We start from the raw sequence: 22,013 nt of genomic DNA, 5'->3' as shown, positions 1-22,013 counted from the left end.
AAGTGGCTAACTTGTTCTTGTAATTTTCGTTTTTAATATAAAGGAAAATTATTTAGTTTATTTCAGTTTGATGACTTATTTTGCTTTGACAGCACCATTTTTATTGATTGTGGCGCCGATTAATCCTCGAGAATTTTTCACGGCCTATGTCTTTTTATATCTAATGGCGCTTTTATTTGTAGGTAAGGTGTTGATCCTTTATAAATTTGAGCCAAATCGATATTTTAGGTTAATAATTACACTGTTATTAATATTTTGTACGGTCAATATTGGGGTCAAAATGACTATGAACTATCAGGCTAATCAGAATCGGATTAATGATGAACAATTTTTAGCTGGTAAAACAGGATTAAAGACTCACGTCCCATTCAGAAAGTATGTTTTATCTAATGATGCACTTTTACAACAATCGGGATTATATTGGCAAGGGTATCTAAATAAGACTTGGTTAGAAAGAATGTAAATAAATACCACTAAATCAATTCGATTTAGTGGTATTTTAGTCTTATTAATTAATTTGGGGGATTAAAATATGAAAATAGGTTTTTTTTCAAGTTCAACACCGATCACTAAGATTTCACCAAAACGTTTTATTCGGGCAAAACAATTTTTAGAGACGAAAGGAATTGAACTAGTTGCAGGGAAACTGACTGGTCAGAGTGATTTTTATCGTGCCGGTAGTATTAAAGAGCGCGCTGATGAGATCAATCAATTGATCCATGATAATTCAATTGACATTTTGATGGCGACGATTGGTGGTTCGAATACCAATGCAATTTTGGAGTACCTTGATTTTGATTACCTTCAGGCACATCCCAAAATAATTGTCGGTTATTCTGATATAACGGCATTTTTGTTAGCGGTGAAGACTAAAGCTCCAGCTTGTCGGGTTCTTTATGGTCCAGCATTAGTGGCTTCTTTTGGTGAATTTTCACCAATTGTTGATGTTACGTGGGAAGATTTTGAACAAGTTATTTTAGCAACTTCGACCGTCACGGTAGCGGCACCAGAGGAATGGACTGATGAACAGGTCAATTGGGAAAATTTTGAACATGATAAACAAATGTTTCAGAATAAGTGGCATTATACTGATACGCCAATTCTAACCGGTCGAATTATTGGTGGTAATTTGAATACAATGTCAGGAATCATTGGTTCAAAGTATTTTCCGGAATTTACTAAAGATGATCTGTTATTGATTGAGGATGCAGAAAAAGATGCTTCGATTATTGAAAAAAATTTTGCCATGATTAAAAATGCGGGTGTGTTTGATCAAGTAAAAGGGATTATTTTGGGTAAACATGCTTTGTTTGATGATTTAGGAACAGGACGTCGGCCAATTGATATTTTATTAGAGGTTTTGGGAGATAAAAAATTACCGATAATTTATGATTATGATTCAAGTCATACGGTGCCGATGTTGACAACCCCACTGGGAGCTCAGGTTAGGATTGATGCTGAAAAAATGCAGATTAGTTTTTCCGAATTTTAAAACCAAAACAAACCGTGTTGAAAATATCGGTATGATAAAATATGTATATTGATTTATTCACTGGGGGTAAAAATGAAAAAATTATGGGGGATAATATTCACCATTCTGGGGATCTTTTTGGCTTTTCAGGCACCAACAGTTGTCAAAGCTGATAAATATCAAATCAAAAAATATGATGAGACGGCCAAGATCTTAAAAGACGGGAATGTTGATCTGACACAACGAATCACTTACGAATTTACCGGTGATTTTCATGGCGTTTATTATACGCAGGATTTAAAGGGTACCAAAGGAACCACTGAACCGCAAGTATCAGTGGATATGGCCGGGAAACAGACTTATTTAAAGCAGTCAGAATCCGGTCAAAATAATACTTTTAAAGTATCAAAGAATAAAAAGAAAATGGATATCAAAGTTTATCATGATGTTTCCTTTCAGACAGTGACTTTTGTTTATAAATATCGTCTAGCGGGTGTGGTGACTAATTATTTAGATACAGCCGAGATGAATTGGCGCATGATTGGAAATGGTTGGGATAATCAATTAAACAATATTAAGCTAACAGTACAACTTCCTAGTAAAAACGTATCGCAATTGAAAGCTTGGACACATGGATCTTTGGATGGATACACTAAAGTCGATAAGAAAAATGGTCGAGTAGTGATGAAGTTAGATCATAATCCAGCTAATGCATACGTTGAGAGTCATGTTATTTTTCCTACGGCAGTTACAGCTAATAATCAAAATATTGTGAAGAAAAATGCTAAGAGTAAAATTTTAGCAGGTGAAAAAAAGTTAGCTGATGGTGCTAACATTAGTCGTCAGCGTCGAGAATGGATCTATTGGATCTTGATGGCCTTAGGAGTAGTGGTGATTCTGATAATTTATCTTTATCGGATAATTGCTATCCGCAATAATCAAGGACATAAGCACGTAATTCCGACACCGTTATATCATGTTTTTGATGAACCCAAATTTTCACCTAGTTTTACTAAAGTTATTCTTGATCGTAGTGATAGAGCTGATAGTTTAGCATTGACAGCCGATTTAATGGATGAAGTTGGTAAACGACGGATGAAGATTGAAAAGGTTGGACGGACTTATGAAATAACGGCTTTAGTGCCTCCGACGAATGAATTTTTTAAATATTTGATCAATGATATTGGCAATGGTAAAAAAGTTAATCTGAAGCAGATCAAATATGCGGCTAAGACGATGACCAGTAAAGATAAATTGAGTAAGCGTTTTGAAAATTGGGCTAAAGATGCTGCTAAAGGTCGTGAGAAATATCTTGATCTAACCAATATGAGATTAGTTGATGATTTTAGAATCTCAGCAATCGCTACTGATATTATTTTGGGAATCATGTTTGTCATTTCAGTTATTTTTGGCAAAAATATTTTAATAACTGGGGTGATTGCGGTCATCTTAGGGAGTAGTATTTGGGGCTTTTATTGGATAGCTCAAAAACGGATCACTCCGTATACGGATTTAGGTGAAGAAGAAGTTAATAAGATTCGAGCTTTTAAACGAATGTTGAGTGATATTGATGATATTAAGATGGCTGAAGTAGGCGATCTGATTCTCTGGGAACAATTTTTACCATATGCGGTTGTATTTGGAGTTTCCGACAAAGTTATTAAGGCTTTGAAGGTTAACTTCGATGTTGCTGAAATTGATAACTCCCTAGTGGTTCCATTCTATATGGGTGGAGCAGTTGGCTTCATGAGTGCCGGTACTGGTGGTTTTCAATCGTCGTTTGTTGGTGCAATTAGTGCTGGTGGCGTTTCGAGTAGTGTTTCTGGTGGTTCTGGTGGTTTTTCAGGAGGAACATCAGGTGGATTTGGTGGCGGTTCCGGTGGCGGAGCTTTCTAATTTAAATAATTATAATAAAAAAAACTATCTCTGAGAAAATTCAGGGATAGTTTTTTGTGTTGATTGGAATTAGTTTTGGCCTAACCAAATCAGTTGAGTTTCGAAGTCATTCTGAACTGGTGGAATAGTTAATCCAATCGAATTAAGTTCGGCACCACTGAAAGTTTCATTATTGAGTGAATGATAAGTGGCTTGGTCATCCAGATAATGTAGTGGGAGTGTAGTGATTCTTTTGACAGCAGAGCTAATACCATATGAGTAAAAAATCAGTGCCTGTTTTTTGTCATTAGTAACTAACAACCAAGTAACCTTAGTATCGTCACCGATTTGAGTTAAACGATAAAATGCAGCATTGTTAAAAGCGGGAGACCACCAATTTTGATATTTGAGGATTTGTTGTTTAATGAGAGTCTTGTCATTTTCAGTTAGGGTATTCAAATCCAATTCGAACCCCATTTGCCCAATGCTGGCTAATTGTAAACGTGATTGGAGTGTTGTTTGACGTCCGTTTTGTCCATTTGGTGAAGCTGAGGCGTGATTGCTAAAAATATTTTGAGGGAAAAGATAACTAAAACCATTTTCGATTTTTGCCCGATCAATGGGATCAGTTAGATCACTTAACCAAGTTTGATCAGTATAAGCCATCATTCCAAAGTCCAGACGGCCACCACCGGCAGAACAATTTTCAATGATCAAGTTGGGACAAGCTTGACGTAATTTCTTTAAGAGGTCGTAAAGACCAATAACATAGCGATAATATAATTCATCCTGCTGTTCTGCTGGTAACCAAGCATTACCCACTTGGGTTAAATGACGATTCATATCCCATTTTAAGTAGTCTAAATGATTGTCCTGAACTAAATTTAGCAAAGTAGTTAATAAATGCTGACGAACTTTTAACTGAGATAGATCAAGTACCAATTGATGTCGGGCCGTGATTGGTTGACGATTTTTATAATTAAGCGTCCATTCGGGATGTTTGGAATATAATTGACTATTTTCTGTGATCATTTCTGGTTCGACCCAGAGACCAAATTTCATCTTTAGACGATGAGCTTGTTTGACCAATGGTTCTAATCCGTGTGGGAATTTATGTGAATCGTATTGCCAATCTCCCAATTGACCATCTTCACTGTGTCGATTAACAAACCAACCATCATCAAGAACAATCATATTTATGCCTAAGGGAAGGGCCTGTTGAATAAAATTTTCGACTTTTTTTTCAGAAACGTCGAAAAACATGCTTTCCCAAGTATTTAGGGCGATGGTTTCTTTTGTCCTTGGAAGTGGTTTTAGTTGATTACCAAAGTTGTGGAGTATTTGCGACATACCATTGAAACCAGAATTAGACCATGTCAGGATTGCTTCAGGGGTTTGAAAACTACTACCAGGGAGTAATTGCCAATTGAAAGTCGTTGATTCTAGTCCAATTTTTAAACGAGTATGTTGATATTGATCGACTTCAATTGCACTTTCAAAATTACCACTCCAAATTAGAGCACAACTGATGATCTCGCCATTAAACTCAGTTGTATTAGGATTAGCCAAAGCAACAAATGGTTGTTGTTGTGGACCACTGGTACCACGAAAGGTATGTTGCATTTGGATACCTGTATGTAGTGGTACTAAAGTGGGGTTAGCTTCATGGGCATGAGTTCCAGAAAAGGTTAAAGTTGAATAATCATTAGTCGGCAAGTCTAACTGGGCACTGGCTGCAGCAGAAATCATTAAAACAGAAGTACCACTGTTTTTTAAAGTAGTACTTCTGAGAATTAGATTTTCTTCTTCAAAAATGGTGTAGTTTAAATCCATTTCTAAATTTGTTTGTGGATCTTTTAGATGAAGGATGAGAGTTGATACTGGCGAATTTTTTGTCACTGATTTAGGTAATTGTGTAGGATTAATCGGCTTATGTGTGATGGTCATACTGGAATATTCTAGAAGCGGTAAAAGTTGATTATCCGAGTCTTTGATCAAAAAACTAGGCAAACGATAGTCACCACTACCGATAGTTGAGTATTCAAGTGGTAGGGAAGTAATTGAATATGGAAATTCTGGGGTTACATCGACTGCGAAAGCATGGTTACCTTGTGGTAGATCATGATTGTCATGATAATTTTGGATGAAACGGCCGAAGTAACGATGAACTGGATATTTATGATCAAGTATTTGAATAATATAGCTGATATTCTTATTGTGAAGATTGATTAATCCATTTGTTTTATCAAATTCAACAGGCATATAACAATTACTCCTATATTTTTAAATAGTTGCGGCAACGCCAGAGGTTGTGGCAGCTGGTTCGGTTAAGGCAATTATTTGATCACCGGTAGTAACGTTAGTCGTCTTTAAGCGTTCTACGTTACTGTAATCATTGGTATTGGTAACAACTAACATAACCGTTGGATCATACTGAGCGGTCTTTAGTTGTTTAATGTCAAAGGTACCTAATAGGTCCCCTTGGTGTACCTGATCGCCCTTTTTTACATTAGTCGTAAAATATTTACCATTTAAATTAACTGTATCGAGGCCAAGATGAATTAATACTTCAGCACCGTCAGTAGTTTTAATACCATAAGCATGTTTACTATCATAAGTTACTGTTATCGTACCACTGGCTGGAGCAACAACTTTATTATCAGTAGGGATAATAGCAACCCCTTTACCCATGATTTCAGCAGAAAAGACTTTATCGTCAACATCACGAAGGCTTTCACTGAGACCACTAACGGGAGCTGTTAAAACTTCGTCGCTGACCATAATTGGTTGAGCAACTTTAGGAGTTGGTTCTGTAGCATCAACGTTATTGCCTAAAGTTCTCTTAGCGTAAATGAATGTAGGGATGAAGGCTACAACAAAGGCAATCAAAGCACTGAGCATAAAGGCAGGAATTGATTTAGAGGCAATTGAAATAAATCCAATAACAGAAGCAGGTCCCATAGCTACGGCTAAAACGTGGAATAAACCTAAGAAGACACAGGCAATACCAGAAGCGATAGCAGCGAAGATGAAGGGGAACTTCATTTTTAAGTTAACTCCGAAAATTGCCGGTTCAGTAATTCCTAGTAAAGCAGAAATACCAGCTGAAGATGTTAGAGCACGTTGTTTTTGACTCTTAGTAGCAAAGAAGATAGCCAACGTAGCAGCACCTTGACTGATATTAGCCATTGAAGCGACTGGGAAGATGAATGAACCACCAGTTTTGGCGACGTTAGCTAATAATTGGGTTTCGATAGCTGGGAAAGTTTGGTGTAAACCAGTAATAACAATGGCTGAATATAGTAATCCAAAGATACCCATACCGATCCAACCAGTTGTATTGTAAAGTCCAACTAAACCGTTAGTTAAAGCATCACTGACAGTTCTTAGAACGGGACCGACAATCGTGAAAGTTAAGAATCCAGTAATAACAATTGCAAGCATTGGTGTGAAAGTAAAATCAAAGGCACTCTTAATATGTTTGTGGAAGAATTTTTCTAAAGTAGCTAGGATGTAGGCGACAGCAAGAACGGGAAGAACTTGTCCTTGATAACCAGCTTGGGCGACCTTCAAACCGAAGATGTTCCAATAAGGCATTTTTCCAGCAGCCATGACAGCAGCTACGCTGTAGCCATTAACAAGTGATGGAAGAACCATGATCATTCCCATGGCTGCACCTAGATAAGGATTACCACCAAATCGTTTGGTAGCTGAAAAACCTAAAAGAATTGGTAAGAAAGTAAAGGGAGCGCTGGCCATGGCGTTGATCATTTCAGCAACACCCTTAAGACCAGGATAGGTTTCAACAACTGACTTAGCCATGAAGAGATGTTCGGCCGTAAGCACGTTGTTTAAAGCCATTAATAGACCACCAGCAACTAGCGCTGGAATAATAGGAATAAAAATATCAGAAAGAACTTTTAGGAAGTCCATTAATGGATTTTTCTTTTTACCAGCACTGGCAGCGGCCTTGATATCATCAGGGGTTGCTTCCTTTAAACCGGTTTTGGCAATTAAAGCATCGTAAACATTATCGACATCACCAGGTCCAATAATAATTTGATATTGGCCATTAGTTTCAAACGTTCCTTTTACATCAGGATCATTGTCCAAAGCTTTTTGGTCGATTTTGGATTCGTCTTTAATAACTAATCTTAATCGTGTGGCACAATGAGCGGCAGCTTGGATGTTATTTGGTCCAACGGCTGCGAGGACACGTGTAGCAACTTCTTTATGGTTCATGCAGATCACTCCTCAAATTTGTTTTGTAAACGCTTTACACAATCCAATAATAACAAGAATTAATTTTATGTCAAGCGTTTATCATAATGATTTTTTAAAACTTCTTCGTATTAATATAACATTTGATATATAAATGATATGAATTTTTCATAAATATGATAAACGTTTGACATATGAATGTAAGCGGATTTATAATGAATGCAATTAGTTTAGTATGTCAAAAGGAGTTACAACTTATGATTTGGAATCGAGAGACAAGATACACACCATATAATGATTGGCCAACTGAGACTTTGAATGATTTAAGGAAACAGGTTAAAAAATCAAAATGGCGCATGAACCATCATATACAACCAGATTCTGGACTATTGAATGACCCCAATGGTTTTTCTTACTTTAATAATCAATGGCATCTATTCTATCAAGTATTTCCCTATGGACCAGTCCATGGATTGAAATCATGGCAACACTTAACGTCTAATAATCTAGTTGATTGGCATGATGAAGGCTTGGCCATTAAACCTGATTCCAAATTAGATTCCCATGGTGCCTACACGGGGACGGCCATTCCAGTAGAAGATAAGTTATTTATTATGTATACCGGAAATGTTCGAACAAAGGATTGGCAACGTCAATCATTTCAAAATGGTGCCTGGATGAGTAGGGATAATAAAGTTCAAAAGATGTCGATACCTTTAATTGAACAAGCTCCCACAGGTTACACATCTTCTTTCCGTGATCCTTATCTTATTAAGCAAAATAATAAGTATTATGCCATTATTGGTGGACAAACAAATTCTGAAAAAGGTTCAGCTTTGGTTTACAGTTCAGTTGACCTTAAAAAATGGAAATTTAATGGATCATTGAATTTACCAGAAGATATTAGTGGGTTCATGATCGAATGCCCAAATTTGGTTTTTATTGATAATCAACCGATACTTATCTTTTGCCCACAAGGTTTGGATAGAAAACAATTAAATTATCAAAATATTTATCCTAATGTTTATTCAGTTGCGGATGCAGCTGATTTAGAAACAGCTCAGTTAAAGAATATCGGATCAGTAAAACAATTGGATGATGGTTTTGATGTCTATGCAACGGAGGCCTTTAATGCTCCGGATGGTCGTGCTTTGGCAGTCAGTTGGATCGGCTTACCAGAAATTTCATACCCGACTGATTCTGAGAATTGGGCACATTGTCTAAGTATAATTAAAGATTTGAGTCTAAAAGATGGCCATCTTTATCAGAATCCGGTGATTGAAACAGAGCAATTACGGATAAATGAGCAAAAATTATCGACAAAGAAACAAATAATTAACTTAGATCCGACAAATGGTAGTTTTGAAGTTGAATTGACAATACCTAAAGATACTAACTTAGATCTTTCGATTACAAATCAAAAACAAACTGGCGATCTAAAGATCTTGTTGGATTCGACTAAAGGACAGGTAACGATTGATCGAAGTAATACCGGTCACTCCTTTGGCGAAAAATATGGACAAATTAGGTCTAGCCAGGTAACTGCCCATAAAGCTTTAAAAATTCGCCTAATCATAGATGTGTCAGTTTTTGAATGCTATATTGATAATGGCTATTCTGTTATTACAGGTCGATTTTTCTTAGATGATTTACCAAGCAAACTTGAATTAGAAACTAAATCTTCTGATGCTGAAGGAACAATCTGGGAATGGCGTAAATAAGTTATTACTGGAGTTTAAATAATGAAACCAAAATTAAATGATGTGGCTCAATTGGCCGGAGTATCTGTTACAACCGTTTCACGAGTAATTAATAACCATGGTTATTTGAGTCAACAAACTAAAGATAAAGTTTTTGCAGCCATGCATGAATTACATTATCAGCCCAATAACATGGCTCGCTCATTGCAAGGGAAGAATACGCAATTGATTGGTGTGATTTTTTCAGATATTAGAAACCCTTTCTTTGGAGAATTAGTATCACGAATTGAAAAATTACTTTTTGCCAAAAATTATAAAGTAATTCTTTGCAATAGTGCCGATGATCCTCAAAAGGAACGTGATTATTTACAAATGTTAATGGCCAATCAGGTTGATGGAATTATTGCTGGAGCCCATAACTTGGGAATTGAGGAATATCAACAGTATGGTCTGCCGATTATTTCGTTTGATCGTTATCTTTCGGATAATATTCCAATCGTTAGTTCTGATAATTATCACGGCGGGTATTTGGCTGCCCAAGCATTACATCAGGCTGGTGCGAAAGATATTGCCATATTTTCAGGTAAGAATCAACCGGGATCGCCAACTAATGGTCGATTAGAAGGATATAAAGATTATTTAAAAGAGAAAAATTTAATTAGCCATGTTCATGAATTGCCGTTTGAATTATCACCAGCTTTAAAAACAATGGAAATAAAATCTATTTTAAAGCAAGCTCATTATGATGGAATTTTTTGTAGTGATGATTTGAATGCTATGTTGACTATCAGTGTGGCACGGCAATTAAATATTTCAGTGCCGGAAGATTTAAAGGTAGTTGGTTATGATGGGACGGAAATTATTCGTAATTATAGTCCTGAATTGACAACTATTGAGCAGCCATTGGCTGATATTAGTACGTTATTAGTTTCGCTATTATTGCAGCGAGTGGCTGATGCTAATTGTGACTTAGAGAAAGAATATGTTTTACCAGTTAAATTGGTTAAAGGAATTACAGCATAATTTATATTATAGAAGGAGTCGGAAATATAAATGACAGATCAAGCAATCAAATGGTGGCAAAAGGCAGTCGTTTATCAAGTTTATCCACGCAGTTTTCAAGATACTAATCATGATGGAATTGGTGATCTACAAGGAATCATTCAACATTTAGATTATTTGCAAAAATTAGGAGTGGACGTAATTTGGCTGAATCCAATTTATCGCTCACCGAATGATGATAATGGTTATGATATTAGTGATTATCAGGAAATAGCTAGTGATTTTGGGACGATGGCTGATTTTGAAGAGTTATTAAAAGCCGCTCACGATAAAGGTTTGAAGATTATTATGGACTTGGTTGTTAATCATACTTCAGATGAGCATGCTTGGTTTAAAGAAAGTCGCAGCAATACTACCAATAAGTATCGTGATTTTTATTTCTGGCGTGTAGGAAATGCGGGTAATCCACCGAATAATTGGGATTCTGCTTTTGGTGGTTCAGCTTGGAAATATGATGAACAAACAAAGGAATATTATTTACATACTTTTTCTACTAAACAACCAGATTTGAATTGGGAAAATCCGCAGATGCGTCAATCAATTTATGACATGATGAATTGGTGGTTAAAAAAGGGTGTTGATGGTTTTCGGATGGATGTTATTAATCAGATATCCAAACTTCCGGGATTACCTGATGGTCCGTTGAAACCACATAGTAAATTTGGTGATGCTAGGGTAACTAACGGTCCTAAGGTACATGATTACCTTCAAGAGATGAATCGAGAGGTTTTATCTAAAAAGGATATTATGACGGTCGGCGAAACCCATGGAATAACTCCAGATGATGGTGTGAAATATGCTGGCTTTGATCGTCAGGAGTTAAACATGGTTTTTGAATTTCAACATTTACGTTTGGATAACAGTCAACATGGTTTTGGCAAATGGAGCACTAGAAAAACTTCATTAGTGGAATTAAAAAAGGTAATCAATAATTGGCAAGTTGCTTTGAAAGACAAAGCTTGGAATAGCCTGTTTTGGAATAATCATGATACTCCGCGGGCCGTTTCTCGATTTGGTAACGATTCAGAGCAATACCGTGATGTGTCTGCTAAAATGTTAGCAACTTGTCTTCATCTTTTGCAAGGGACACCTTATATTTATCAAGGTGAAGAGTTGGGGATGACTAATGCACATTTCAAGAATTTAGCTGATTATCGAGATATTGAAACTTTAAATGCTTATCAGGATATTGTTACCAAAAGTCATTTATTGACGAATGATGATATGATGCAACGAATCGAGGCCAATTCACGAGATAATTCACGAACACCGATGCAGTGGAATACGCTGGTTAATGCTGGTTTTAGTGATGTGACACTTTGGATTAAGGTCAATCCTAATTATTCAACCATTAAGGTTGATGCAGCATTAGTGGATAAAAATTCAACTTGGTACTATTATCAAAAACTGATCACCTTACGACATGATTATCCTTTGGTTACATTGGGTGATTTCAAATTGCTATTAGCTGACGATCCTAATATCTTTATGTATCAAAGACATTGGCAGGGTCAAACTTGGTTAGTTATTTGTAATTTCACTGAACAAACATTAAATTGTCCAGTGAATGAGTACCTCAACGGCAGAGAACAACAGATTATTAGTAACTATGCTGATGATCAACATAATAACTTACGTCCCTATGAGTCAAAAGTATATTCAATGTAAAATAAAAAGGCTGAGAAATTTTCTCAGCCTTTTTGATTGCTTAATTAAGCTTTACGGCGTTGGTAATAAATAACACCCGATAAAATAATTAAACCAAGTAGACTTGCAGCCAAACTAGATTTAGCACCAGTTTGGGGAAGGGTACCGTTAGAATTATTTGTGTTATTAGTAGTATTGGTATTACCGTTACTTGAAGTATCAGGGTTCAATGGGCTAGTAATTAGTCCACCGTTACCATTGTTGTTATTGTTGTTTGAACCAGGTTGTTCAGGATCAACAATTACACCGTTATTATCGTCTTCATTACCACCGTTGTTTGAATCAGTATCAGGATTTTCAGTATTACCTTCGTTATTATCATCGGTGTCAGGATCTTTACCATTGTTATCTTCTTCGTTGCCATTTCCTTCATTACCACCATTGCCACCAGGGTTAGTAGTTTTTTTGGAATCAGAGGTAACTAATGTCTGAGTAGAGACACTTTCAGTTTTAATTTCAAAATAAATCTTATCGGGATTTAAATTGTAACCATTAGGAGCTTTGGTTTCTAAGAAATAATACTTCCCAGGATTTAAACCGTCAATTTTAATTAAACCAGTTGTATCAGTCAATTTTGTTTCAACAGGTGTGCCTAATTCATCGTATAAAGTATACTCAGCACCAGCGACACCAGTGTTCATATCATCACGATCAAATTTCTGTAGATTTACAAAATAACTATCATCAAAGACAGATTCTTTTTCATCTTTAATTGAAATCAAGGCCGGAGTTAAATTGTCAGTAGTGATTTCAAAAGTTGAATCCGCACTTTTTATATAACCAGCTGGGGCTTTAGTTTCACGTAAAGTATATTTGCCGGTAGGGAGGTTAAAACAATGCCCAACCCCCATCTCATCAGTCGTGAAATTGCCAACTACTGTGCCATCAGCATTAATAACTTCAAATTCGGCACCTTGTAAACGATAACCGGTTTCTTCGTCCTCTTTCATGACAGCGATAGAACCAATCTCATTTTTGGTGCTAGGTTCATCCTTAGCTTCAACGGTCACTGGAGTGGTTGTTGTACCAGAGACTGTGAAGGGAACTTCGTTGTTATTGATCAAGTAGCCATCTGGAGCTTTAGTTTCCTTAAAGTAATAATTGCCTTGCTCTAAATCAGTTACATTAATTTGACCATTAGCATCGGTAGTTAAACCAGTTTGAAGAGGAGTATCGTTTCCAAATTGATAGAGGTCATAAGTAGCACCTTCCAGGAATTTAGTATCGTCAATGGTACTTTGTTTAGTAAGCGTAACGCCACCCAAAATATCATTACCATTACCACTACCGGAGTTAGTACCACCAGTTACACTTGCGTTAACGCTACCTTTATTAATTCCACTACCATTTCCGGAACCACTTTGCCAAGTGTAATTAGCTTTATTTTTAAACTTGGTACCATCAGTTGCACCACTAGCATCGTTAAGCTTGGTTTGCATCGTAATAGCGTAGAACTGATTGTTCTTTAAACCTGATAAGTCAAATCCATTAGCAGTTTCATTCAGTGTATATTCACTGCTATTTAATTCGCGAGTATTTTTGTAATAACCAGGTGAAGACCAAACGGCCTCACTAACTTTAACTGATCCAGGGATATAAGTATGTCCCGAAGTAACTGGATCAATGTAATCACTTACCGTAAGGTTTGAAAAATTATCACTATTACGGTTGACCAAGATAGTCCAAGTAACAATTGGCTCGCCATTTTCATCCTGACCAAGCTTGCCTTTTTTGGAGAAGTCTTTGTCAGAATTAACAACCGTCATGTTGTCATTAAAACTACCGATTTCAACATTATTGTCACCGATAACAGCACTTTTACCAGGTCCGATTCCCTGGGATAATTCTAAGCTACCTTTGAAGTCACTTTTACCCTCAACATTAGTGAAATTTACGGTGACAGTATTGTCAGCATTCACAACCGCTTGACCAATTGTTTCGCCAAGTTCATTTGTTAAAGGAAATGTGTCGCCGGCTTCTCGAACTCTCAATGTATCCGGTAATTCGATAGTCCAAGTATCACCATTGACCAAATTTTTGCCAGTGGCATCCCAATCAAGCGTTACATTGACATTACTACCAGTAGAGTAATCTTTTTGATCAATCTTCATTCCGGTCAGTAAGCCATTGTCTTGACTGTTGGTGACATAATTGGTTGCAGCTTGAGTGTTTGTTGCTTGGCATGAAAATACCAAAACAACCAGCCCAAATGCGGCAATTAATGTCAGCATAAAATTACGTAATTTAATCCCCATATTCTTTCCCCTTTCGTTTTGAATACAAATATAATTATAGAATTTTTGTTAGGTATTAAAAAGGGGTCAGCTACTAAATATTAATAAAATTATTTTTTGATGAGAATGCCTACTTAATAGGAAGTTATCCATTCTCAGGACTACCACATCTTGTGAAATTTGGAAAATCTATACAATATATAGCATAGAAGTGATATCATAATTACTGTTGTTTTTTTACAAATAGAGAATTAAACGTAAGTTACGGAGGAGAATAATGATGATCGTATTGAGCGGCGCAATTGGAGCCGGTAAGAGTTCATTGGCAACAGTTTTATCAGAACATTTAGGAACAGAGGCTTTCTATGAACAGGTTGATAATAACCCAGTTTTACCTTTGTTCTATAAGGATCCTAAGAAGTATGCTTTCTTATTACAGATCTACTTCTTAAACAAACGTTTTGAATCAATCAAGAAGGCCATGGCACAAGATAACAATGTTTTGGACCGTTCAATCTATGAAGATTCACTATTTTTCCATATGAACGCTGATATGGGCAGAGCTACTCCTCAAGAAGTAAAAGTTTATGATGAATTACTAGATAACATGATGCAAGAACTACCATACGCTGCTGCTAAAAAAGCTCCGGACCTACTTGTTCATCTTGATATCTCGTATGACACTATGATTCACCGTATCGAAAAACGTGGCCGTTCATACGAACAACCAGAACAAGATCCTACGTTGCCAGAATATTACCACCAATTACTTAGCCGTTATGATGGTTGGTATGATGACTATGATTACAGTCCAAAGATGAAGATCGATGGCGATAAGTATGATTTTGTTGAAAATCCCGAAGATCGTCAAAAAGTCTTGGATTTGATTGACGAACAATTACGTGCCCGTGGTACATTAAAATAAAAAATCATTAAAATAAATCCAGCTAATTCATTTGTGAATTGGCTGGTTTTTTGTTATTGAAAAGATAGCATAACTAAGTCTTTGGTACTTAGTTATGATTGGTTAAAGCATAGGTATGCTTAGTTTCCCGTCTTCCGCAACAAAGCCGATTTGGCTGGAACGCAGTAGGCCGACTTGAAGCCGATGAAGTTCACATCGTCTCCAAGTTCGACCTCATTCTAAGCAATAAATTGCTAAGAATGATTTTACTGCTGAGCCAATCGGCTTTGTTGCTCCAGACTAATAAATGTTTTAATTGGTTTGCTGATCAAAAATAATTTTTGATTGATTGATTTTACGTAATGTTTTTAGCGAAAATAGTTCATATTAACTGAATATACAATCAGACGATATGGATTACTTTGTTTGATGTAAATTTGAATAAACAGAAATCTACTAAAATGGATTCAAATTACTAAAATATAGAAACAACTATCTAGTCTGGAACAAAAATCGAAATTGGCTCAGTAGTGAAGTTGTTCTTAGTGGGGAACCCACTTAGAACAAGGCCGAGCTTGAAGACAACATGTTTCTTGTTGGCCCCAAGTCGTGCCCACTACGTTCCGGCCAAATTTCGATTTTTGTGGAAGACGGCAAGATAATAACAACTTCGTTGATTTACGTTTTAACCAATCATAAATTTTGATTATACTTGCGACTCAATAAAAAATAAGCTAATCTATTAAGGGCAGTTTGCACTGGTAACCTGCTATGAATAAAAACAGTGGAGGATTTATTTTGAGTAATTTAAAAACAAGAGATATTACACAGCTTGCTTTAATCGCAGCACTTTATGTTGCAATTACGATTGCACCAGGAATTTCAGCTTTTTCTTATGGAGCAGTCCAATTCCGGGTTTCAGAGATTTTGATGTTATTGCCATTTTTTAATCATAAATATAGTTGGTCATTGATCATTGGTTGTTTGATCTCTAACATTTTCAGTGCCCAATTAGGAATGTACGATATTGTACTTGGTACTTTGGCGACTGCCGTAGCTTGCTTGATCATTACAAGAATTCCGGCTAAGAATTCACTGCTATGGACTGTTCCAGTTGTCTGTGCAGTTGTAAACGGGATTATTGTTGGAGCTGAATTGCACTTTGTTTTAAAGTTGCCATTTTGGCTAAATTTAGTTACCGTTGGATTTGGTGAATTAGTTGTGGTAGCGATTGGTGCAGTCATCTTTTATTTCTTGATGAAAAATCAAAATTTCAGCAAATTAATAAGATAAGACAGAGAAGAAGGAAGTGATTCCTTCTTTTTTTTGTTATAATCTATTCTATAAAGATTGTGAGGAGATGTGTTTATATGAATATCGGAATTTTTACCGATACATACTTCCCTCAAGTAAGTGGGGTAGCTACTTCAATCCAAACATTGAAAAATGACTTAGAGAGAAAGGGTCATTCAGTTTATATTTTTACAACAACTGATCCTAATGTCCCTAAGAATACGATTGAACCAAATATTTTTCGTTTGGCTAGTGTACCCTTTATTTCATTTACTGACAGAAGAATCGCTATTCGTGGGATGTTTCATGCGGTTGATTTAGCTAAAGAGTTAAAACTAGATATCATTCATACACAAACAGAGTTTTCACTAGGTATGATGGGTAAGTTTGTTGCTAAGCAACTGAAGATCCCATTTGTTCACACATACCACACAATGTACGAAGACTACTTACACTATGTTTTGAATGGTCATCTATTGAAACCATATCATGTTAAACAAGTTACCAGACTATTTTTGAAGAATGCTTCAGGAGTTGTGGCCCCAAGTAAGCAAGTTAAAGAAACGATGGATCGTTATGACATCAAGACACCAATTTCGATTATTCCAACCGGAGTTGATTTGTCAGAATATACTAAACCAGTTAATGCTTTAGCTATCCGTGAAAAATTGGGTATCTCTGAAGATACGCCAGTTATTTTGATGCTTAGTCGAATTGCTTTAGAGAAGAAAATTGATCATATGTTAAAATCTATGCCAGAACTATTGGAATATAATCCGAAGATTATGTTGGTTATTGTTGGTGGTGGACCTGATTTTGATGAATTAGTTCAGATGAGTAAAGACCTTGGTGTTAGTGATAATGTTATTTTTACGGGTGAAGTCGATCATGATCAAATTTCACCTTACTATCACATGGCTAATATTTTTGTTTCATCAAGTGATACCGAATCTCAAGGTCTAACTTACATTGAAGCGATTGCTTCTGGAACTAAGATCATTGTTAGAAGTGCACCATATACTGATGCTTTATTGACTGATCCCTCAGTAGGTGTAACATTCAACGAAGATGATCAGTTAGTACCTAAGATAAAGACGTATTTGGATCATCCTAATTCTTTTGATGATCGAGAAGCTCGTCAAAAGGTACTATATGGTATTTCATCAGATGGATTTGGGAATGCAATTTTAGACTTTTATCGTCATGCCGAAGATTACTTTATCAAAGAGAAGTTATCAGATTCATCAATTGATCCAGAGGAGTATTCGAATGATTAAAATAAACATGTTTTCATCTGCAGACAAAGTTGCCGGTCAAGGTGTCGGGAGTGCTTATAAGGAATTGATTAATTTGTTGAAGGATCACTTTAGTGATGAATTTGACGTAAAGATCAATGACTATCACAAGAGTGATTTAAGCCATTACCATACGATTGACCCTCAATTTTACTTGTCTACATTTTCTAAAAAACGTGGCCGTAAAATCGGTTATGTTCACTTTTTACCTGAAACATTAGAGGGCAGCATCAAATTGCCTGAACCAGCTAAAAGTGTTTTTTACAAATATGTCATTAGTTTTTATAAACGTATGGATCAGATTGTAGTTGTTAATCCAACTTTTATTGATAAGTTGGTTGCTCATGGCTTGGATCGAAAGAAAATTAAATATATTCCTAATTTTGTTTCAACTGATAATTTTTACGAAAAGACTGCTCAAGAAAAAGCCGACTTTCGTAAAAAGTTGAATATCCCTGCAGACAAGTTTGTGGTCTTTGGAGATGGTCAAGTTCAGGAACGTAAGGGTGTAGATGACTTTTACAGATTGGCTCAAATGAATCCAGACATTCAATTTATCTGGGCGGGTGGTTTCTCATTTGGTAAAATCACTGATGGATACGACCGCTATAAGGATATGATTGATAATGCTCCTAGTAATATGACTTTTACAGGCATAGTTGATCGAAATGATTTGGTAAACTACTATAATATCTGTGATTTATTCTTGTTACCTTCATATGATGAGTTATTCCCAATGTCTGTTTTGGAAGCCTTCAGTTGTGGGGCACCAGTTCTATTGAGAGATTTGGAATTGTACCAGGCTATTATTGCTGGTTATTATCAAAAGGCCGAAGGCTTTTCAGAAATGAATGCATTCATCAATAAAGCTAATAATAATCGCTCTATCTTGGATGATTTTAAAAAGAAATCAAAAGAAGCCACAACTCAATACTCAGAGGAAAATTTGAGTAAAATTTGGTATGACTTCTATATGGATCAATATAAAATTGCTAAACGGGATAAATAATGAGTAGAAAACAAATAGCTGCACTTTTTGTAATGATAGGGTTAGGTGTTGGTATTTTCTGGTGGGAAGCTAGAAATATCAATTTTAACGCTTTGGTTACAACTTTTAAGGGTTTAAACTTCTTTTGGCTAGCGGTAGCATTTTTATCGATTATGCTATCGTATGGCGTTGAAGCGATGGTGTTACATACGCTTCTAAAGAAAAAAGAAGACCGCAAATTTGGATGGTGGGAAATGTATCGAATTCCCCTTATTCAAGCCTTGTTTAATGCGATAACACCGTTCTCATCAGGTGGTCAACCAGCCCAATTAGTTGGCTTGATGCAATCGAAAATTGACGGTGGACGAGCTAGCTCTGTTTTACTGATGAAGTTTGTAATTTATCAAGCAATGGTGTTAGTTAATTTTATTGTAGCCATGCTGGTCAGTTTCAATAGCGTTGCTAAGCATTTTTCTGGGCTGGCGACCTTGATCGTTTTCGGAATGGTAATTCATGTTGTAACTATTTCTTTCTTATTAATGATCATGTATTATTATGATTTCACCAAAAAAATGGTACAAATTGTGTTAAAACCGGTATTGTTTTTTCTTAAGGAAGAAAAACGTGATAGAATTTTACAGTCGGCTACAAATTATATCGATAGTTTTTATAAGGAAAGTTTAGTTTTGAAACGAGAGAAATCTAAAGTTGTTAAGGCGGCTTTACTGACAATCGTGCAACTATTCTTGTACTATTTCGTAGTCTACTTTGTGTTATTGGCATTGAATTGTGATCATGTAAATGTGGTTGATGTCTTAGTCATGCATATCATGATTGTAATGATTGTCTCAATTTTTCCAATTCCTGGTGGTTCAGGTGGGGCAGAGTTCAGTTTTAAAACTTTATTTGCTGGATTTATACCTTCCGCATCAGGCTTGATATTGGGAATGTTTTTATGGAGATTTATTACGTATTATTTGGGGATGTTCTTAGGGATTATTGCTGTTTCGAAGAAACCAAAAATTGAACAACAAGTTGCTAATAAATCTATGGAGCGAAAATAATGAAGCGTATTACTAAAGGTATTTCCAATTTTCTAAATACTAGGTTAGGATTTGTGATCCTAGCCGTACTTTTATACACTATTAAAACTATCTATGCTTATGAAACTAAGTTTAACTTAGGTGTTAAAGGTTCGATTCAAACATTTTTAATGATTATTAATCCAATTCCAGTCATGTTGCTGTTGTTTGGTATCTCATTGTATATGAAAGGTAGAAAGTCTTATATCTTCCTACTGATCGTTGATTTCTTAGATACCGTCTGGCTATTCTCCAATATTTTATATTATCGTGAATTCTCAGACTTTTTGACAATGGTACTGATCAAGGGTTCTGGAGCTGCTTCTAATAACCTTGGTAAAAGTATCATGGGGATTATGAAACCGACGGACTTTTTGGTTTTTGCCGATGTGATTATCTTGATATTATTATTAGCATTTCATGTTATTAAGGTGGACATCCGCCGTCTCAACTGGAAAATACCAGTTTTGATCAGTTCATTAGCAGTACTCTTATTCGGAGCAAACTTAACTTTGGCTGAAGGTGACCGTTCACAATTATTAACAAGAACCTTCGATAATAACTATATTGTTAAATATCTTGGACTAAATGTCTTTAATGTTTACGATATGATAAAAACCACTAAAACTAATGCTGTTAAGTCACAAGCAAAGAGTTCTGATATTGATTCGATTGAGAAGTATATGAAGGATAACTATGTCCAACCTAATGTGGAATACTCTGGTGTTGCTAAAGGTAAGAATGTCTTTGTCATTCATTTGGAAAGTTTGCAACAATTCATGATTGACTATAAATGGCAAGGGGAGGAAGTAACTCCTAACTTAAATAAAATTTATCATGAAGATGATACTCTCAGTTTTGATAATTTCTTTAACCAAGTTGGTCAAGGTAAAACGGCTGATGCTGAACTTATGCTGGAGAACTCACTCTTCGGATTACCTGAGGGTGCAGCGATGGTTACTGATGGTACAACAAATACCTTCCAAGCTGCTCCAGCAATGTTAGATCAAAAGGGTTATACTACGGCCTCATTCCATGGGGATGTACCAAGTTTCTGGAACCGTGATAATGCTTATAAGTCATGGGGTTATGATTACTTCTTTAGTTCTAATTATTATAAGCAAAAGAAGAGTTATAACGTTGGTTATGGTATGAAGGATAAAATCTTCTTGAAAGATTCGACTCAGTATATCGAACAATTACCACAACCATTCTATGCAAAACTAATTACCGTTACTAATCATTATCCATATACCTTGGATAAGAAGAATCAATCAATCGAAAAGACTGATACTGGCGATAAGACTGTGGATGGTTACGTTCAAACGGCTCATTATTTGGATCAGTCAATCGGTGAATTTATGGCCTGGTTAAAAGAAACTGGTTTGGATAAGAACAGTATGGTCGTACTATATGGTGATCACTATGGTATTTCTAATAATCATAAGAAAGCCATGGCTAAGTTAACCGGAATTAAGAACTTTAATGAGTTCAACGATGCTCAATATCAACGAGTACCATTTATGATTCATATGGATGGATTAAAAGGTGGAATTAACCATACATATGGTGGTGAAATTGATGTCTTACCAACCCTAATGAATTTGTTAGGAATGGATGATAAGAATACAATTCAATTTGGTAGTGATTTACTATCGAGTGAACACCCACAAACCGTTGCTTTTAGGAATGGTAATTTTGTTACACCGGATGTAACTAAAGTCGGGAGTAACTACTACAATACCAAGACCGGTAAAGTAGATAAAAAAATATCAACAGCCGAGAAGGCAAAGCTATCTAATAAGGTAACAACTGAATTATCGTTATCAGATCGAGTTATCAACGGAGATCTATTGAGATTCCACAAACTACCTGGTTTTACGGCAGTTAATAGAAAAGACTTCTCATATAAGAAGTCGACAACTATCAAAGAACTCAAGAAAGCTCAAAAGAAGAACGGAACCAGTTTATTGGCTCAAAATGACGATAAGTCAATGGTTGATCTCTATCAGACTGATGCACCAGAACTAAGCTCTAACAAGTAATATGAAGCACTGGAGGAAATTCACTCCAGTGCTTTTTTATATGGACAAGAGTCTGTTATAGATAGTAATATAGGGAAGTAGCAAGTCTTATGAATTGGCTTTTTAAAAATAATTCAACTTTTTTGTAAAAAACACT

The 22,013-nt window shown here is 35.9% G+C and carries 15 protein-coding genes; 12 read left to right on the top strand and 3 right to left on the bottom strand.

What is annotated here, in order from left to right:
- The first annotated feature begins 280 nt into the window (after positions 1–280).
- The 3 genes from IV57_RS11925 to IV57_RS11915 all read left to right on the top strand — a co-directional run bounded on the left by IV57_RS11925 (position 281) and on the right by IV57_RS11915 (position 3,367).
- Entirely contained in the window at positions 281–463 is a 183-nt protein-coding gene (locus IV57_RS11925) for a hypothetical protein (protein WP_057881745.1), read from the top strand.
- 69 nt (positions 464–532) lie between these two features.
- Complete coding sequence (locus tag IV57_RS11920; RefSeq protein ID WP_057881744.1) at positions 533–1,492, top strand: S66 family peptidase; 960 nt, start codon at positions 533–535, stop codon at positions 1,490–1,492.
- 72 nt (positions 1,493–1,564) lie between these two features.
- Complete coding sequence (locus IV57_RS11915; RefSeq protein ID WP_057881743.1) at positions 1,565–3,367, top strand: DUF2207 domain-containing protein; 1,803 nt, start codon at positions 1,565–1,567, stop codon at positions 3,365–3,367.
- Positions 3,368–3,436: 69 nt separating this feature from the next.
- On the opposite strand, the gene IV57_RS11910 is transcribed toward IV57_RS11915, so the two are convergent.
- Together IV57_RS11910 and IV57_RS11905 are read right to left on the bottom strand one after the other, a co-directional pair.
- A complete protein-coding gene (locus IV57_RS11910) occupies positions 3,437–5,608 on the bottom strand; it encodes an alpha-galactosidase (RefSeq protein WP_057881742.1) in 2,172 nt (723 codons plus the stop codon).
- Between the two features lie 21 nt (positions 5,609–5,629).
- Positions 5,630–7,588: a sucrose-specific PTS transporter subunit IIBC gene (locus tag IV57_RS11905; protein WP_057881741.1), complete on the bottom strand. Its 1,959-nt coding sequence runs from the start codon at positions 7,586–7,588 to the stop codon at positions 5,630–5,632.
- Between the two features lie 236 nt (positions 7,589–7,824).
- Here IV57_RS11905 and IV57_RS11900 point away from each other — a divergent pair, with 236 nt between their 5' ends.
- From IV57_RS11900 to IV57_RS11890, 3 genes are read left to right on the top strand one after another with little or no spacing between them, the layout of a single operon-like run.
- Entirely contained in the window at positions 7,825–9,288 is a 1,464-nt protein-coding gene (locus IV57_RS11900) for a sucrose-6-phosphate hydrolase (protein WP_057881740.1), read from the top strand.
- A 21-nt stretch (positions 9,289–9,309) separates the two neighbouring features.
- The gene (locus IV57_RS11895; protein WP_057881739.1) at positions 9,310–10,290 is read left to right on the top strand and encodes a LacI family DNA-binding transcriptional regulator; all 981 of its coding nucleotides are present in this window, start codon (positions 9,310–9,312) and stop codon (positions 10,288–10,290) included.
- 30 nt (positions 10,291–10,320) lie between these two features.
- A complete protein-coding gene (locus tag IV57_RS11890) occupies positions 10,321–11,997 on the top strand; it encodes a glycoside hydrolase family 13 protein (RefSeq protein WP_057881738.1) in 1,677 nt (558 codons plus the stop codon).
- 44 nt (positions 11,998–12,041) lie between these two features.
- Here IV57_RS11890 and IV57_RS11885 read toward each other — a convergent pair whose 3' ends face one another.
- Complete coding sequence (locus tag IV57_RS11885) at positions 12,042–14,291, bottom strand: SpaA isopeptide-forming pilin-related protein (RefSeq protein WP_057881737.1); 2,250 nt, start codon at positions 14,289–14,291, stop codon at positions 12,042–12,044.
- Between the two features lie 259 nt (positions 14,292–14,550).
- On the opposite strand from IV57_RS11885, the gene IV57_RS11880 reads away from it, so the two are divergent.
- From IV57_RS11880 to IV57_RS11855, 6 genes are all read left to right on the top strand, one after another.
- Positions 14,551–15,195, top strand: a complete 645-nt coding sequence (locus tag IV57_RS11880) for a deoxynucleoside kinase (protein WP_057881746.1) — start codon at positions 14,551–14,553, stop codon at positions 15,193–15,195.
- A gap of 777 nt (positions 15,196–15,972) precedes the next feature.
- Positions 15,973–16,467: a QueT transporter family protein gene (locus IV57_RS11875; RefSeq protein ID WP_057881736.1), complete on the top strand. Its 495-nt coding sequence runs from the start codon at positions 15,973–15,975 to the stop codon at positions 16,465–16,467.
- A gap of 77 nt (positions 16,468–16,544) precedes the next feature.
- Positions 16,545–17,744, top strand: a complete 1,200-nt coding sequence (locus tag IV57_RS11870; protein WP_057881735.1) for a glycosyltransferase family 4 protein — start codon at positions 16,545–16,547, stop codon at positions 17,742–17,744.
- Positions 17,737–18,771: a glycosyltransferase family 4 protein gene (locus IV57_RS11865; RefSeq protein ID WP_057881734.1), complete on the top strand. Its 1,035-nt coding sequence runs from the start codon at positions 17,737–17,739 to the stop codon at positions 18,769–18,771. The genes IV57_RS11870 and IV57_RS11865 overlap by 8 nt, the downstream gene beginning before the upstream one ends.
- Positions 18,771–19,814 carry a lysylphosphatidylglycerol synthase transmembrane domain-containing protein gene (locus IV57_RS11860; RefSeq protein WP_057881733.1) on the top strand — a complete coding sequence of 348 codons (1,044 nt, stop codon included), beginning with the start codon at positions 18,771–18,773 and terminating at the stop codon, positions 19,812–19,814. Before IV57_RS11865 ends, IV57_RS11860 begins: the two co-directional genes overlap by 1 nt.
- A complete protein-coding gene (locus IV57_RS11855) occupies positions 19,814–21,877 on the top strand; it encodes an LTA synthase family protein (protein WP_057881732.1) in 2,064 nt (687 codons plus the stop codon). Before IV57_RS11860 ends, IV57_RS11855 begins: the two co-directional genes overlap by 1 nt.
- The last annotated feature ends 136 nt before the right edge of the window (positions 21,878–22,013 follow it).

Origin of the sequence: Companilactobacillus kimchiensis (assembly GCF_001438805.1) — a bacterium.
In the GTDB taxonomy this organism is placed as follows: Bacteria; Bacillota; Bacilli; order Lactobacillales; family Lactobacillaceae; genus Companilactobacillus; species Companilactobacillus kimchiensis.
The sequence above is the reverse complement of the archived record's forward strand: the minus strand, read 5'-3'. Positions and strand labels throughout refer to the sequence as shown.